Source organism: Ohtaekwangia kribbensis, from assembly GCF_042676245.1.
GTDB lineage: Bacteria > Bacteroidota > Bacteroidia > Cytophagales > Cyclobacteriaceae > Ohtaekwangia > Ohtaekwangia kribbensis.
The window spans coordinates 2282222-2299418 of the sequence record NZ_JBHTKA010000001.1 but is presented as its reverse complement, the minus strand read 5'-3'; the positions used below and the strand labels follow the sequence as shown (position 1 = coordinate 2299418).

The window sequence follows — 17197 nt, the reverse complement described above, 5'->3', positions numbered from 1 at the left end:
TGCTGGCTTCTTACGGCCGGCAGATTAGTATATTCTGCAAAGGTATTGATTTCAATTCATAACGCTATACCTTTTGCCACAAGCAAAAAGGCTTCCCGTGGGGAAGCCTTTCGCGGAGCACAGGAAAACGCTCCGAAACGTTACGATGGCTTTAGTATATAGGTCCATATCGGACAGCTAACATGGTTTACCAGATCTTCGGCAATGCTGCCCGCAAAGAAATGGGCAAGGCCTTTGCGACCGTGCGTTGCCATGGCAATCATGTCGGCATTAATGTCGTTGGTAAAGCGCATAATGCCGTTCTCTTCTGTAGTATCGTTTATGATGTTGAGGGTATAATCGGTAAGACCGTAATACTGGATATAGTCGTTGAGCGATGCCTTTACCTTGCGTTCATCAGCCGCGTGAATAGTGGTGTTTACGTGCAATACATGCAGGTGAGCACCCATAAAATTCTGAAGTTCCTTGATCCGGTCTATAAAATCCTGCTGGTGCAGATCCGGATCTACCGGAAATACAATGTTTTTAATGGACTTCAGGTTTACCTGGGATTTAACCGACAGCACAGGCACATGTGAGGAACGCACTATTTTTTCGGTGGTGGAGCCTATAAAGAATTCTTTTAAGCCACTCGCACCGTGTGTACCCATTACCACCAGGTCTATATTATGATCGTCTATAAACTGTCTAATAGTGTCTGTTACCGGGCCGTGGTCAGTGTAAAAACCAACGGTTAATTCGTCCAGGTTATGCGCGTGTATCATTTCATCAAAGCTCTTACGGGCATCGTTCTCCAGTTCTTCTATAACCGTGGAGTTAAACGCATAAGGCTGTGCTACAAAAGATGTTTCGTAGGCCGGAACAAACTCGATCGCGTGTAATACCATTACTTCACCTTGATGGATGGCGGCAATTTCGGCCGCTAACTCAAATGCCTGAACGGCTGTAGAGGAGAAGTCGCAGGGAACAAGAATTTTTTTCATGGGGTTTGAAGGTTGCTGTTGATGAGAACTGCAAAATTCAGAATTACCTATTCAGGCATGCTTGATCTATTGCTAGATCCTACTGTGCAAGGCATAAAAATGTATATATCTGAAAAAGATATGCCACCCACTTTTTCACACAACAAAATTTAGGGATTTGTTGTTCGTATACATCGGTAAATGTTGCAGCATGCATTTGCGAAATTATAGTGCATCTATAAAAAAACGGCTGATCGAATCGACCAGCCGTAGAAACCATATAACCCAAAATCTATTTCGTCTTCTTATTTTTCTTTTCTTACTTCTTCTTTGGTTTTGCTTTCATCCGGTCGTAGCGCAACAAACCTTCTATATAGTAGTAATCAGCATATACAAGCGGTACATCTATTTCTGACTTGGCAGGTTTGTGCCCTACACTGTGCATCAGCACAAAGTAATTATTGGCTCCCGGCTTGGCGAGGTACGTTGGTGAACTGAGGCTCGCCAGCATCTGCTCGGCTGCGGCTATATATGCTTTACCATTTTTTGTATAGCCACTCAATTCCAGCAAGGCAGATGCAGCTACTGCACCGGCCGAAGCATCGCGCTCTTCATTTGGTATACCCGGTGCGTTAAAATCCCAGTACGGAATTTTATCCGCTGGCAGATTCGGATGATTCAAATAGAAGTCAGCAATCTTAACAGCCTGCTCCAGGTACTTTTTGTCTTTTGTTTCGCGATACATTACTGTATAGCCATAGAGCCCCCACGCTTGTCCGCGGGCCCAGGCCGACTCATCCGCAAAGCCCTGGTGTGTTACACGCGCCAGTACGTTGCCGGTAAGCGTATCATAGTCTATAACGTGATAGCTACTGTTATCAGCTCTGAAATGATTCTTCAGTGTAGTGTTGGCATGCGTAACAGCGATCTTGTAAAAACTTGAATCGCCTGATACACGTGTGGCCCAAAACAGAAGCTCCAGGTTCATCATATTATCGATAATTACCGGGAACTGCCATTTGCCATGATCCCACGAACGGATACACCCGGTCTTCTCGTTGAAGCGCGTGCAGAGCGAACGTGCACCCTGCAAGAGTATATCTTTATAGGCAGGATCATTCGTAAGTCTGTATCCGTTGCCGAACGAGCAGTATAGCATAAAGCCAAGATCGTGCGTGCGCGTGTTCAGCTTTTCTTTTTCAAGTCCGGCTGTCCAGCGCCTTGCAGCAGTCTCCCATTTTTTATCCCCGGTATATTCATACATATACCACAGACTTCCGGGGTAGAACCCGCTGGTCCAGTTGGAAGAACCCGTGCCGTTAAAACTACCATCGGGTTTAGTACTTCGCGGAAACGCCAGCGGATCTTTATAGGAATCAAGACTCAGGCTGAGTTGTTCTTTCGCTTTATCAAGATTACCTCGTGCATCCAGCTTGGTCTTTACCACGAACGCGCACAATGTCAGCGTGGCTATACCTATATATACTATATTTCTGCTCCTTCTTATCATACCCGTTTTTGCTATTGAGGATAACCGTCATTCTGTGGTTTGAGACTTTGATTCAGATCGATTTCAATTTGTGGTACCGGAAATACATTGTGATACTCTTGTGTATTGGGAATACCTTTCGCATGCATGGTGGATACCAGTCGGCCGGTGCGTACCAGGTCATACCAGCGATGTCCTTCGAAGCACAGTTCAAGGCGTCTTTCCTGCAACACCGCGTCTCTGAATTCATCTTTTGTCAGACCGGCAAGATCGGCCAGTCCGGCACGCTCGCGAATCGAGTTAATAGCATCGTATGCTTCCTGCGTTGGTGTATCGCTCACTTCATTGGAAGCTTCCGCAAAGATCAACACAACTTCAGCAAAGCGCATGTGCGGAAAATTATTGTCGGACTGATTTGCTGTTGTTGCATCGGAGTCAATCCATTTGTTGCAATAATATTTGCCATCGGTACCTTTCGTAAAGAATACAGGCAAACGTTTATCGGTCGGGTCAAAAGCATTATATATATCGGTGGTGGGTTGAAACGAACCGAAGCCACGGCCTGCTACACTATTGTTCTCTTGTGCCCAGAAGGCGATCAGGTTGCTGCCTTGTCCGGTCGGACCGCTGATAAACTGTGCATCGAAGATGGCTTCTTTACCAAACTCATTCGGTATAGCAAATACATCTGTATAGTTTGCCCACAGTCCATAACCAAATTCTGGCGCCATCACTTCTTTTGCTTTCTCGGCAGCTTTGGCGTAATCTTTCATGGTGAGATATACCAGGGAGAGATAAGCTTTGGCAGCACCTTTTGTAGCACGACCGCGATCTGCACCGGTATAGGACACAGGAAGTACTCCTTCGGCAGCCTGGAAATCCTGGATGATCTGTGTATATACGGCACTTACTTCTGCGCGTGAAGGATATACAATGTTGGAGAGTGATTCGGTAACTTCAGTAACCAATGGAACTTTACCAAACAGCCTTACCAAGTGAAAATAATAGAAGCCGCGCAGGAAGTATGCTTCCGCTACAAGTCTTGTGCGCAGTGTTTCATTCATCTGAATTTCAGGTACACGTTTTATTACTTCATTGCATCGTGTAATGCCGAGGTAAAAATTCTGCCACGATTCACGGAGAATTGAATTTTGTGGTGTATGCGTATACTGATCGAGTTGCACACGGTCGTTGTTGTTTTGCAGGGGCGATACATCATCGGTGGTTACGTCACCCAGAATGTTGAAGTTCCGGTTTGTGTCACCGTTTGTTTTATTGGCCGTATAGGCACCGGTTACAGCTGTAATAGCATCGCTTTCTGTTTTATAGAATTTATCGTATGCTATAAAAGATTGAGGATCTTCTTCCAGAACGTTGCAGGCTGACAGCACAAGCGCAGCTGCGAACATGTATATATACTTTGAATTTTTCATGGTTGAATCTGTTTTCTGTTATACACTAAAAACCGATGTTAATACCTACGAGATACATTTTGGCTGTAGGGTAGCTTCCGTAATCTATACCCTGGCTCAGGTTGTCCTGACCAAAGCGGCTTACTTCCGGATCATATCCTGAGTAATTCGTTATTGTTAGCAGGTTCTGGCCGCTGATATATACTTTGGCACTTGAAAGCTTGATGCGTTCCACCAGCGCTGTCGGGAATGTATAGCCTAACTGGATATTTCGCAGACGTATATAGGAACCATCTTCAACCTGCCGGCTTGTAACCTGGTACGGTACACCGGTAGATAGTGCGCGTGGAATTTCGTTGCTTGGGTTTGTTGGTGTCCAGCGATCCAGTGTGGCAGCAGATTGATTACTTACACCTGTGAGCGACTCCAGTTCATAGCGGTTGATATTATACACGCTGTTGCCTTGTGAGCCCATGAAGAAAATGCTCAAGTCAAAACCTTTATAGGAAAAGTTGTTGGTGAAACCAAAAATGAAATCCGGTTGTACATAGCCGAGAATCGTGCGGTCTGCAGAATTGATAGCACCATCAGGATTCAGATCTTTATACCGGCGGTCGCCAGGCTTGGCCGTTTTCTGCGCTGATGCATTGATCTCTTCCTGGTTCTGGAAAATTCCATCCGTTACCAATCCGTAGAACACCCCTATCGGTTCCCCTATACGCAGAATACCCGAGTTGGCAAGTTGCAAGTGTCCACTCGCACTACCAGCAGGTATATCTCCGCTAACATTGCCGAGGTCCAGTATCTTGCCGCGGTTTGCCGAGATGTTGAAGTTGGTTGTCCAGCGTAACGCACGGTCTACGTTTACAGTGCTGATGCTAAATTCTATACCCTTGTTTTCAACCTTACCTATATTTTGAAGCGAAGTAGAGTAACCAGTAGTGATAGGCAACGGAACACTATAGAGGAGGTCACGTGTCTTCTTGTAATACCAGTCTGTTGTGATGATTACGCGATCATTGAAAAGTCCGAGATCAAGACCTATATCTAACTGTGCCGTAGTTTCCCATTTCAGATTCGGATTTGAAATGCGGTTTGGAGCATAACCAATGGTAAATGTATTTCCATAGTTATAGTTCTGCGTACCCATAGAACCTATCGATTGATAATTACCAATCTCTTGGTTACCGGTTAATCCGTAGCTGGCGCGCAACTTCAAATCACTCACTTGTCTGATGTTTGACATGAACGATTCATTTACAATCCTCCACGCCACGGAACCAGATGGGAAGAAACCATTTTTATTTCCTTTACCGAATTTGGATGAACCATCAATACGGGTGGTTAACGTCACCAGGTATTTACCATCCATGTCGTAGTTAACACGACCGATGTAAGAGCGCAGTCCCCAGTCGTATGTGTTGGATGTACTGGTGTTGGTTTGTTGTCCTGTACCGAGGTTGTGATACTCTAATATATCATTCGGAAAATTCTGTGCACTGGCGCGATACTCTTCCACATGTGCTGCCTGCAAAGTATATCCCAGCAGAAAATTGAGTTTGTGGCGTTCGTTCAACGTTGTCTGGTAGTTTAGCGTATTTTCATTTAGCCACTCGGTGTGTTGCGAAGAGTTTATATAGGCAGAACCTTTCGTTCCAACACCGGCATATACCGTACGCGGTTGATAGAAATTTGTTTTGTTGTTGATCAGGTTGGCACCCAGTAATACTTTAAAGGTAAGGCCTTTTGCCAATGTATACTCTCCGGATATATTTCCGAGCATACGGGTTATCGTATTGGCGTTGGTAGTTTCGTTGGCAAGCGCTACCGGGTTGCTGATCTTGATACCACCTATACGGTTATCAATAGTGTAGGAACCGTCTGCATTATATACCGGTACGGTAGGTGAGAAATTCAACGCAGCATATACTACCCCCGCACTTCCACCGCCATCGGTATCAGTAGCTACCGAGTTGTTAACGGCTCTGGATATAGTCAGGCTATTGCTCAGCTTTAACCGGTCATTAACCTTTCGGTCGAGGTTTACGCGGAAGGCAGTTCGTTTGTAGTTAGAGTTAATTACAATACCATCCTGATCATATATATTTCCGGAAATGGAATACTGTGTCTTGTCATCTCCACCGGATACCGTCAATTGATAATTTTGTACAGGAGCTGAACGGAAAATTTCGTCCTGCCAGTTTGTGCCCGTGCCTAACCCGGCAATCTGCTCATCGGTAAAGGCAGGAGGATTAGCAGGGTTTGCATTGGATATACCTTCATTAACAAGCAGTGCCAGTTGTGTAGCATTCAGCATGTCTAATTTCTTGCGCACTTCCTGTACACCGTAATAACTTTCAAAGAGTATACTGGGTTTGCCGGCTTTACCTCTGCGGGTTGTAATGATCACCACACCGTTGGCACCACGTGATCCATAGATAGCCGTGGCCGAAGCATCTTTTAAGATCTCGATCGACTCAATATCATTCGGACTGATGGTAGGACCGTTCTCATTATATACCGGGAAGCCGTCAATTACATACAATGGTTCATTACCACCTTGAATGGAATTACCACCGCGTATACGAATCGATACACCGCCACCAGGGGCATTGGAAGTTTGAGACACCTGCACGCCTGCAGCACGACCTTGCAACGCCTGCGATAAAGAAGCAACCGGAACCGTCTTTATATCTTTGGAGGTTACGGATGATACAGAACCCGTGAGATCACTTTTCTTTTGTGTACCATAACCAACCACTACCACTTCATCGAGTTGAGATACATCAGCATCCATCGTCATGTTAACAACGGATTGGTTATTGATATTTACTTCCAGTGTTTTCATACCAATGAAGGAGAATACCAGCGTGCCGGCAGGAGGCGCATCGAGACTATATTTACCTTCGGCATCTGTAACGGTACCGGTACTGGTTCCTTTCACCAATACATTTACTCCGGGAAGTGGAGAGTTGTCTGAGGATGTTACCGTTCCGGTAACTAAAACATTCTGTGCCTGTATATATAAAGGCACGATCATCGCTACAAAGGTGAGACCTAGCAGCCACACTCTTCGGCAGTACAGTAAAGTTCTAATCATAAATAATTGAGGTTTGGGTAAATTAATTGTGTTAATCAATCGCTTACATAAATAGGAGTTATAAGGGTTGCACGATAAACATAACAGCCGCGGCATGCTCCGGGCATTCATAGGTTATGACGTACTTCACACGATTGTTCCCTGACGATGGGCATAGAAAAAAATCTACAGTGCAAGAAAACGATGTCATGATATACGTTGTCACGTATTTGCTCTTTTCGAAAATCTTTGTTTTATTTACTTAACAAAATATAAGGAAATGGGCAAGGAATATCTTGGTGAGTTTGAAGAGCTGATCTTAACGATGGTGGGTGCGCTGCAGGAAGATGCCTACGGTGCGGCCATAACGGAAGAGATTGAAACGCGATTGAAACGCGAAGTAAATCTGAGTGCCGTACACGTTACGCTCTATCGCCTGGAAGACAAAGGGTATATCAAATCGAAAGTAGGCGGTGCAACAAATGAGCGGGGCGGAAGACGCAAACGAATATATACTATTACCAGTGGTGGCCTGGCTATGTTACGCAATATGAAAGAGGCCCGCCTGGAGCTATGGAAAATGATTCCGCAACTGAAAATGTCAGGACAATGAAAGACGCCAGACCTGCGTGGGCATGGCGCCTGCTAAGTATACTTTGTCCGGATTACCTGCTGGAGGAAATTGAAGGTGATCTGTTGCAACGCTTTCATAAAGATACACGGTTACTGGGTGAACGAAGCGCGAGAAGGAGGTTGGTGTGGAATATACTTCGTTATTGCAGACCCGGTATTCTGTTTCGACATAGATTCTCGCTTGATCTAATCCCCATCTATATGCTTGCCAATTATTTTAAAGTTGCTTCGCGCGTCATGGTGCGTAATAAAAGTTTTTCTGTCATTAATATACTGGGCCTTACCATGGGGCTAACCGGTGCCTTGTTGTTGTTTCTTTGGATCGGCAAAGAGTTTACATACGATGAATTTCACGCAAACAAAGACAACATCTATAAAGCGTGGAACCGTGCGCGTGTAGACGGTGCGTTGCAATGCTGGGACCGCACACCGCGCGTGCTGGCACCTACGGTGACGCAAGAGTTCGCTGCGGTTGAACGTGCCGTGAGCTACGCCGATTATAACACCGCGTTCCTGTTTACAAAAGGTGATGTGCGCATCATGAAGAACAGTGGTGCATTTACCGATCCGCAGTTTCTTACCATGTTTTCATTTCCATTGGTGAAAGGTGATCCGTTAAAAGCTTTAGGTAATCCGAATTCCATTGTGCTCACGGAAGATTTTGCCCGCGAGCTGTTTGGAGGCAAGGAAGCGTTTGGAGAAGTTATTACGATATGGGAAGAGAATAACAGCTTTGATTTTACCATCACCGGTATTGTGAAAGAGTTACCGGCCAATACATCATTCAGTTTTCAATACCTGATTCCGTTTCAATTCCTGGAGAGTATAGGAGAGAAAGATACCTATTGGGGCAATAATTCGGTTGATACCTATGTGCAGTTAAAACCTGGCACCGATGCTAACCGGTTTAACGAAGAGATCAAAGACATTACGCGCAAACATACTTCCGGTGAAAACATCACAGAAATATTTTTATATCCGCTCACCAAGATGCGCCTATACTCGCGGTTTGATAATGGTGTGCCGGCCGGTGGTCGTATTGAAGTTGTGCGGCTGCTGGGTATCCTGGGTATATGTCTCATTGTTATAGCCTGCATCAATTTTATAAACCTGAGCACTGCGCGGGCACAAAAACGTTCGCGCGAAGTTGGTGTTCGTAAAGTTACCGGTGCGCATCGCTATTCGCTGGTGGTTCAGTTTCTGTGCGAGTCCATACTCATAACAGCATTGGCGGGTATACTGGCCGTTGTATTCGTTATGCTTCTTCTGCCAGCCTTCGGTGCACTGGTAGAACAGAAGCTTACATTAGACTATACCAACGTAGCGGTATGGGGAGCTATCGGTATCGGCATTCTAACGATAGGTATACTGGCAGGAGGTTATCCGGCTTTTTACTTGTCATCATTTAACCCGGTGCGCGTGCTGAAAGGTTCTCCATCAACAGGTACCAGTCGTAATTTCTTTCGCAAGGTGCTGGTGGTATTTCAGTTTTCGTTTGCCATGACGCTCATCATCGCTACACTTGTAGTGCAAGAGCAGATCGAATATGCGCAGCAGCGTGATGCCGGCTATGCGCGCGAGAATATGATATACCAGTATATAACCGGTGACCTGGAAAAAAATTATGAGGCTTATAAAAATGAATTGCTGCAATCGGGTATAGCGGTGTCTGTAACCAAAACAAGTTCTCCCATTACCGAGGTGTGGAGTAACTCGTGGGAGTTTGGATGGAATGGAAAAGATCCGCAAAGTAAAATTGCAGTCGATCGTTTTTATACCGATGAAGATATAGTTTCCACAGCAGGATTAACGCTGGTTGCCGGGAGAGATATGGATCTGGATAAATACCCTACTGACTCAACAGCGTTGTTGTTAAATGAAGCAGCCGTAAAAGCAATGGGTTTTGATAATCCGATCGGAGAACTTATTACCGATAGCGGTACCGAGTGGCACGTGGTAGGTGTAGTAAAAGATTTCTTACTGCGTTCTCCGTTTCAAAAAGTAAAGCCTATGGTGTTGCAGGGAAGCAAAGGTTGGTTTACAGTAATCCACATGCGATTGAATCATAACCGTCCGTTGCAGGAGAACCTGGCGACTTTGGAGAAGTTATATAATAAGTATAACCCGGTATATCCGTTTGATTACAACTTTGTAGATGATGTATATAAAAACAAGTTTATTGACCAGGAGAAAACGCAAACCATCACTACCATTTTTACTTCGCTCGCTATTTTTATTTCATGCCTCGGTCTACTGGGATTATCAACCTATATTATTGAATCGCGTGTTAAAGAAATCGGGATCCGAAAAATACTCGGAGCTTCCATTGCCAATATAGCGCAGCTGTTGTCGAAGGACTCCATGCGAATGATCATCGTTGGTATATTGTTGGGATGTCCTTCCGCCTGGTGGGGACTTAATCAATGGCTGATGTCATTTGAATATCGCACTACGCTTGAACCGTGGATATTCCTGGTGGCTGCTGCTGCTATCATCATCATAGCCGGTCTCACCATTGTTGTACAGATCGTACGCGCTGCGCGTACCAATCCAGTTTCCAGTTTAAAGCAGGAGTAACGTCTGCTATAATTAGCACATAGAATACTATAATTAGTACATAAAAAGAGCACATTCATAGACGGATGTGCTCTTTTTTTATTTTTTTTCTTTTTGTCAGAATATCAGAACGTTATATATACTTAATATTTCTAATGCGAAATTAATGTCGTTCCGGGATACCAATGCCCGCGGTTCCTGCGTTTAAATTGTAACAGTCTTGTGACTTTCTTCTTTTACATCCATCCAACGGATGCACGGTGGAAATATTCTAGGGGCTATATGTAAGCCCCGAACACCAGTATGGAGGTATGTTTTTTTAACAGCGGCATAATATGTCATTGATTCAGAAACTAACATCCCTAAATCGTGGTTTGCTGTATGGTGCAGCAGGCGTAACGGTACTGCTGGCTGCCCGTGCATTGTATAAAGAAGCTACTAAATATAGCTTGAAAGACAAAGTTGTGCTGATCACCGGAGGTTCGCGAGGATTGGGCCTGGTGATGGCGCGTATGCTGGCAGCGAAAGGTGCACGACTTGCTATATGCGGTCGCCATGCAGAGTCGCTGGAAAAAGCCAAGGAAGAGCTTGAAGCAACCGGTGCCGAAGTTATAGCGATTACAGCAGATGTAACGCGGGTAACGGAAGTAAACCGGATGATCGCAAAAATAATTCGTCACTATGGTGTGCTGGATGTACTGATCAACAATGCCGGTATAATTCAGGTTGCACCATACGAGGCAACGGAAGTGAAAGACTATAAAGAGGCTATGCAAACAAATTTCTGGGGACCTCTTTACACTATATTTTCTGTTCTTCCACACATGCGTAACCAGGGTGGTGGCAGAATTGTAAATATAACTTCTATAGGAGGTAAAGTAGCGGTGCCACATTTACTTCCCTATACCGCTAGTAAATTTGCTTTGGTGGGCCTATCGGAAGGATTGCACGCAAGCCTGAAAGAAAATAATATACTTGTTACAACGGTAGTGCCTACGCTGATGCGCACCGGTAGTCCCGGAAACATTACGATAAAGGGCGATCATGCAAAAGAATATGCATGGTTTAAAGTATCATCATCGTCTGCATTGCTCTCGGTGAAAGCAGAAACGGCTGCTTCAAGTATAATTAAGTCCATCGAGTATGGACGATCAGAAGCCACAATTGGTTTAACAGCCAAACTCGCTACGGTTATGCAGGGAATTGCTCCCGGTTTGGTAAGTGAAGCGATGGCAATGGTTGAGCGTTTATTACCACAACCTGGTGAAAATTATACCGAGGCAAAAACAGGCTATGAGAGTGAATCAGCTCTGTCTGCCGCACTTGGTAAGCGCACTGCGGCGGCTGCCCTGAAAAACAATGAAACTTAGTCTGTATTGGCATGATAATTTAATTACTATTCAATCCATTAAAATTTATAACCATGCTTACATTTGAACCGGAACAGGGGTATACCGAGGTGTTTGAGCCCAATTACAACACCATGTCGTTAATGGTAGAAGCGAAGACAGCGTGTAACGAGGTTTATCTGAAGACTGGCGCCAATGCGAATCGTACGTATAATATGCGATTCTGCCGGGCGGCTACTACAGAGGAAGTTGAAAGATATACTGCGCTGAAATATAGCTCACCATATTTTCCATATAGCAGCTACCAACAAAAAATTGCTGTACCTGAAAAACCAAAATTCAAACATATATATGCCTGATCGCAGGCCGCGCTCCGCGCGATATTAATTGTCACAGCATTTCCTGGAGAAATACAATAAACGTAATTTCTCCGGGTATTTTGCTGCCGACAGTCCATCAAATTTCTCTGCATAGTTTCCTCTCATTCGCATAGCCATCAAACTCTTGTCACGTACCAGTTTGATAATTTTTTCAATCTCCTCATTCGGAAAAAAACTTATGGGAATTCATAGCTGTAGTACTATAGTTTATGTTTATACTCGCGGCACAAAAGGCTCACAGCTCGAAGCTAAATATACTTCGCACTCGAGCCGGAAGATGACGATGTTGTTGAGTAGTCTCCGCTTTCACCACCGGTCGTCTGGTTGATGTGCTCGCGTGCAGCACGTGAAGGAGCATGATCCGATCGCACGCGACCTTTTGGTTCGATCTCATCGCTCGGTTCCATAACATTTCTGCTGCTGGCAGCATTACTTTCGTCAGACATCAGTTTCGACTTGAATACATTCATCTTCGTCCTTGTTCCGGATATCACACTGCTCTCACCACTCATCATTGCCTCATAACCATCTTTGGCCACATCTTCAGCAGGCGCAAGTTTTTGCTCTTTATAGGTCACTGTATTTTCGGCATGTGCTTTATGAAAGAAATCAGTATCACTCGCGCCTGGTAACAACACGGTTATGGTTATGTTCGTATCCTGCAACTCGTTGGCCAATGCTTCTCCAAATGAAACTACAAATGCCTTGGTGGCTGCATATATAGATAAAAGCGGCATAGGCATTTTGCCCGCTTCTGATCCTAACTGTAAAATTCTTCCACGGTTATTTGCTATCATATCATTCAGGAAATATTTAGTCAGGGATACCAGTGAGATAATGTTGAGTTGTATAATGTCCAGACTGCGCTTCAATTCGATATCTGTAAATTTACCCCACTCACCCTGACCGGCATCGTTTACCAGAAACTCTACCTCAATTCCTTTTTGTTTAACCGTATTATATATTTCGCTTGCAGCATTTGAATTGAACAAGTCTTTCGCAAGGGGTATAATATCTACAGTACTATGTTGTCCTAATTCATCAGCAACTTGCTGAAGTCTTTCTCCACTTCTCGAAACAAGCACAAGGTTATAGCCATCGCTGGCAAATAATTTTGCAAGTTCATAACCTATACCGCTCGAAGCACCTGTAATCAGAGCATAGGTTGATTTGTTATTTTCTGCTTTCATACTATTCAATTTTTAGATGAATAAAATAAAATAGTGCCCGTGAGTATTGTGACTTTTTATCGATGTGGAATAGTATTTGATTTTCAGAACTATAGAAATAGAATAAGAATATTGGCAACGCGTATTTCTGTGGCTGATCTCATAGAAATGGTTGCCGGCAGATTAGTAATTATAGATCTGGAATTGAAGTATAAATTGAATGAATACGAGTCATCCTACACAACAATTTTATGAAGCATTTACTGGCGAAGAAGCTGCTTTAATCGAACTTACACTTGATGCGTTGGGTATTTCATACACACGTATCGATAATCACATGGATACTGCGCAGAAGTCCATTCGATTTTACGTAACGGACAAGCGTCATTATTTTGAAGATATGAAAGTAAATGTTGTAGATAGATGTCTCAAGAATAAAGATCTGAATTCGAAGTTTGAATCGCTGCTGACAGATTACCAGAAAGTTTTGTCGTGAAGGATGGTAAGCGTAGCGTGCTATAGATGAAGTCTGCTGACTAGTGTAGAAAACGCTTGAAGTTATGCAACGGTATAGGCAACGGCCTACCAGACAATGTAGATAAGCATCTGGGAGGGAATAGTTTTTACACTGGTTTGGATAAGATAAAGTGCATGTAAAAACATTGGTCGCACCACTGGCAATGGTGTTAGACGTGTACAACATTATGATAATCGTAAAACGCTATAACTATATATAACTATGCTCGATCGAAATTCAGACGAACTGAATTCAGTTCAGCTTCCCCCGGCTACCGGGTCAAGCGTTATTAATATAGGCATGGGCGAGCGTATAGCTTCCGTATTAGGCGGGCTTGCGTTGGCATCATTAGCACTGCGCGATATCAAGCGTCCTAAGAATATAGCGATGCTGTTGAGTAGCGGCTACCTGGTGGTGCGCGGTGCAACCGGCTATTGTGCTTTAAACACAAAGCTGCAACGAAACACAGTCAACAAGCGTGCATCGGCTATTCAGATTTCGAATGTGCTGACGATTAACAAGCCGCGTGCTGAAGTATATGCTTTCTGGCGCAAGCTTGAAAATCTTCCGCGATTTATGAAGCACCTGGCTGATGTAACGCAGATTGACGAGACGCGTTCGCATTGGACAGCTGCAATGCCACATGGCCTCGGAAGAATTTCGTGGGAAGCCGAAATTACAGACGATCGCACGAATGAGTATATAGCGTGGCAATCGCTGCCGGGAAGTCTCATTGATAATGCGGGCTCCGTTGTGTTTCGGGATGCGGCTGGTATAGATGGCACTGAAGTGAAAGCCGTTATATCGTACAGGCTACCCGCTGGCGATGCAGGAGCACTGGCTGCAAAGTTGATCAACCCGGTTGCCGAGCAGATCATCCGCAAGGACTTACTTCGTTTCAAAACATTTTTGGAAACCGGTAAAGTGCCCGAAGAAGAGCAGAATTCCGGACGCTTTAAAGATAAGATACGCGCCAAAATATCACGGATGAAACGTCACGAAGATGCTATTTTGAAGAGAAGTCAATAAGTATATATAAGGTATATATGTTTTACGTTACACAATATAGCTATGCCGCTATAGAGCAAGATTTGTTTGGTAAGTCTTCTCTATAGCGTTTTTTATAATTTAGCATACAGGGCTTGAATTTTTTTGAGCAGCCTCGTCAATACCAATATCTAATCTTTTGACGTTACGCGGTGGTGTAAATGTTTTTATGCCGGAGTCCTTTACGTGGTAAAAGCAATAGTATCAGCAACCGCTTGTCTCATAACACGATTTGAATTTAGCAGGATATTGCTATTTTTAATAGCTGTGTGATGACGATGTTGAGATTGCACAGCCGAAAACAACCAGCCTTTTATGCCCACGTCACAACGCTACCACTATGCTCATCGGGTAATCTTCCGGATGAGACAATCGCGCTTCATCTTGTACTTTTTTATCACTATACTTCTGGCAGCCTGTTCAAAGCCGGATGCAAAATATAGTCGCTGGGAAGTTACCGGGGGAACGCGTGAAGGCATCCGGTATTCGTCACTTACGCAAATTGATACCACCAATGTCCAACAATTGCAGGTTGCATGGACTTATCGTACAGGAGATGCCGATACGGTAAATCACTCGCAGATACAATGCAACCCGATCATTATTGATGATATACTCTATGCGACTACGCCTCAATTAAAACTGATCGCGCTGCACGCTGCTACCGGTAAAACGAAGTGGGTATTCGATCCGCGACAGCCGACATCGGATAACCGCGTGCTGGATTTTATACTTAACAACAATCGCGGTGTTACCTATTGGACAGATGGAAGTGCAGCTACTATATTTTATGTAGCCGGTTCAACGCTATATGCCGTAGAAGCAGCGACCGGAAAATTGAGTGAACCATTTGGTACAGGAGGTAAGATTGATTTGCATGATGGACTTGGTGAAGATGTTCACGATCTTTTTGTAACCGCTACATCGCCCGGTGTCATTTATAAAGATCTGTTTATTATAGGATCACGCGTGTCGGAAGGACCTGATGCTGCTCCCGGGCACATTCGCGCCTATGATGTACGCACGGGTAAACAGAAGTGGACCTTTCATACCATTCCGCAGCCCGGTGAATATGGTTATGATACCTGGGAGAACCCCGATGCCTGGAAATTTACAGGTGGTGCCAATGCATGGGCAGGGTTCACATTGGATGAACAACGCGGTATACTCTTTGCGCCTACAGGCTCTGCATCTTTTGATTTTTACGGAGGCAATCGCAAAGGCAATAATCTGTTTGCAAATTGCATACTCGCACTCGATGCGGCTACCGGTAAACGCATCTGGCATTTTCAATATCTGCATCATGATATATGGGATCGCGATATACCTACGCCACCGGCATTGGTAACAGTAATGCATGAAGGTAAAAAGATCGATGCAGTAGCACAGCCTACGAAGACCGGGTTCATCTATATATTCGAGCGGGAGACCGGAAAACCTTTGTTTGACATCAGGGAAGAACCTGTGCCACCTTCAACTATACCCGGAGAGAAGATATCGCCAACGCAACCCCTACCCGCCAAACCGGAGCCTTTTATGCGGCAATCCTTTACGGAAGCTGATCTGAATGATTTGTTGCCGGCAGCATCATTTGATACGATCCGCAAACAGTTTCACGCTTATCAAAAAGGACACATGTTTACTCCGCCTTCGCGGGAAGGAAGTATATTTTTCCCGGGCCTGGATGGTGGCGCAGAGTGGGGCGGACCTTCTGTTGATCCCGCTACCGGTATACTCTATGTGAACGCTAACGAAATTCCGTGGGTAATAACAATTGCCGATGTTGAAAAGAGTAATGCAACAAAAGAAACGTATGCTATTGCAGGCAAACGGCTATATTTGAATCACTGCAGCAGTTGCCACGGTGTTAATCGCGAAGGCGGTGGTAATTACCCGGCCCTCACCGGTATAAAAAGTAAGTATACCACACCGCAGTTTACTGATTTGGTCGCTACGGGCAGACGGATGATGCCCGCCTTCAAACATTTATCGGAGCAGGAGCGAGAGGCTATAGCATCCTTTGTGCTGAATATAGAAATGCTTCAGAAGAAAGAATTTATACCGCAGGATTCATCGGTTGATCTGCGCGCGATACCATATCGTATTACCGGCTATAACAAATTTGTGAGTAAAGAAGGATACCCCGCCATTAAACCACCGTGGGGAACATTGAATGCTGTTGATCTTAACTCCGGCAATATTGTGTGGCGTATTCCATTCGGGGAGCACCCGGAGTTTCCGCAGGCAACAGCGCCTACCGGAACAGAAAATTATGGTGGTCCTGTGGTAACAGCGGGAGGGGTTTTATTTATAGCAGCTACGCAGGATGGAAAATTCAGAGCTTTCAACAAACGTACCGGTAAGCTTTTGTGGGAGACAAGATTGCCTGTTCCCGGTTTTGCAACGCCTGCGGTATACGCTGTAAAGGGTAAGCAGTACGTGGTGATAGCCTGTGGCGGTGGAAAGCTGAAAACAAAGTCAGGCGATACATATATAGCTTTTGCCTTGCCGGAAGATCTTGCAAACTAGTATCCATTGATACCTATACCTGTTATAAATCGTACCGGAAAAATATTTTACCTGATTTTTGTCATGTTTTACAGG

Annotated in this window: 12 protein-coding genes; 7 read left to right on the top strand and 5 right to left on the bottom strand. The window is 44.6% G+C overall.

Annotated features, from left to right (window positions below):
* Nucleotides 1–140: 140 nt before the first annotated feature.
* The 4 genes from ACFQ21_RS09270 to ACFQ21_RS09255 all read right to left on the bottom strand — a co-directional run bounded on the left by ACFQ21_RS09270 (nt 141) and on the right by ACFQ21_RS09255 (nt 6963).
* A complete protein-coding gene (locus tag ACFQ21_RS09270) occupies nt 141–983 on the bottom strand; it encodes a universal stress protein (protein WP_377578041.1) in 843 nt (280 codons plus the stop codon).
* A 298-nt stretch (nt 984–1281) separates the two neighbouring features.
* The gene (locus ACFQ21_RS09265; RefSeq protein ID WP_377578039.1) at nt 1282–2472 is read right to left on the bottom strand and encodes a glycoside hydrolase family 88 protein; all 1191 of its coding nucleotides are present in this window, start codon (nt 2470–2472) and stop codon (nt 1282–1284) included.
* 11 nt (nt 2473–2483) lie between these two features.
* Nucleotides 2484–3884 carry a RagB/SusD family nutrient uptake outer membrane protein gene (locus ACFQ21_RS09260; RefSeq protein WP_377578036.1) on the bottom strand — a complete coding sequence of 467 codons (1401 nt, stop codon included), beginning with the start codon at nt 3882–3884 and terminating at the stop codon, nt 2484–2486.
* A 25-nt stretch (nt 3885–3909) separates the two neighbouring features.
* Nucleotides 3910–6963, bottom strand: coding sequence for a SusC/RagA family TonB-linked outer membrane protein (locus ACFQ21_RS09255; protein ID WP_377578034.1), 3054 nt, complete (start codon nt 6961–6963; stop codon nt 3910–3912).
* A gap of 259 nt (nt 6964–7222) precedes the next feature.
* Between ACFQ21_RS09255 and ACFQ21_RS09250 the strand changes: the two genes are divergently transcribed.
* The 4 genes from ACFQ21_RS09250 (at nt 7223) to ACFQ21_RS09235 (ending at nt 11839) form a co-directional block, all read left to right on the top strand.
* Nucleotides 7223–7555 (top strand): PadR family transcriptional regulator, encoded by a 333-nt coding sequence (locus tag ACFQ21_RS09250; RefSeq protein ID WP_377578032.1) that lies wholly within the window; start codon nt 7223–7225, stop codon nt 7553–7555.
* Nucleotides 7552–10152 carry an ABC transporter permease gene (locus ACFQ21_RS09245; RefSeq protein WP_377578029.1) on the top strand — a complete coding sequence of 867 codons (2601 nt, stop codon included), beginning with the start codon at nt 7552–7554 and terminating at the stop codon, nt 10150–10152. The genes ACFQ21_RS09250 and ACFQ21_RS09245 overlap by 4 nt, the downstream gene beginning before the upstream one ends.
* Before the next feature lie 314 nt (nt 10153–10466).
* On the top strand, nt 10467–11501 hold the full coding sequence (locus ACFQ21_RS09240) for an SDR family NAD(P)-dependent oxidoreductase (RefSeq protein WP_377578026.1): 1035 nt from the start codon (nt 10467–10469) through the stop codon (nt 11499–11501).
* A 53-nt stretch (nt 11502–11554) separates the two neighbouring features.
* A complete protein-coding gene (locus ACFQ21_RS09235; protein WP_377578023.1) occupies nt 11555–11839 on the top strand; it encodes a hypothetical protein in 285 nt (94 codons plus the stop codon).
* Nucleotides 11840–12108: 269 nt separating this feature from the next.
* On the opposite strand, the gene ACFQ21_RS09230 is transcribed toward ACFQ21_RS09235, so the two are convergent.
* A complete protein-coding gene (locus tag ACFQ21_RS09230; protein WP_377578020.1) occupies nt 12109–13050 on the bottom strand; it encodes an SDR family NAD(P)-dependent oxidoreductase in 942 nt (313 codons plus the stop codon).
* A 199-nt stretch (nt 13051–13249) separates the two neighbouring features.
* On the opposite strand from ACFQ21_RS09230, the gene ACFQ21_RS09225 reads away from it, so the two are divergent.
* From ACFQ21_RS09225 to ACFQ21_RS09215, 3 genes are all read left to right on the top strand, one after another.
* Complete coding sequence (locus ACFQ21_RS09225; protein ID WP_377578018.1) at nt 13250–13525, top strand: hypothetical protein; 276 nt, start codon at nt 13250–13252, stop codon at nt 13523–13525.
* 243 nt (nt 13526–13768) lie between these two features.
* Nucleotides 13769–14575: an SRPBCC family protein gene (locus tag ACFQ21_RS09220; RefSeq protein ID WP_377578015.1), complete on the top strand. Its 807-nt coding sequence runs from the start codon at nt 13769–13771 to the stop codon at nt 14573–14575.
* Nucleotides 14576–14908: 333 nt separating this feature from the next.
* The gene (locus ACFQ21_RS09215) at nt 14909–17122 is read left to right on the top strand and encodes an outer membrane protein assembly factor BamB family protein (RefSeq protein WP_377578013.1); all 2214 of its coding nucleotides are present in this window, start codon (nt 14909–14911) and stop codon (nt 17120–17122) included.
* Nucleotides 17123–17197 lie beyond the last annotated feature (75 nt).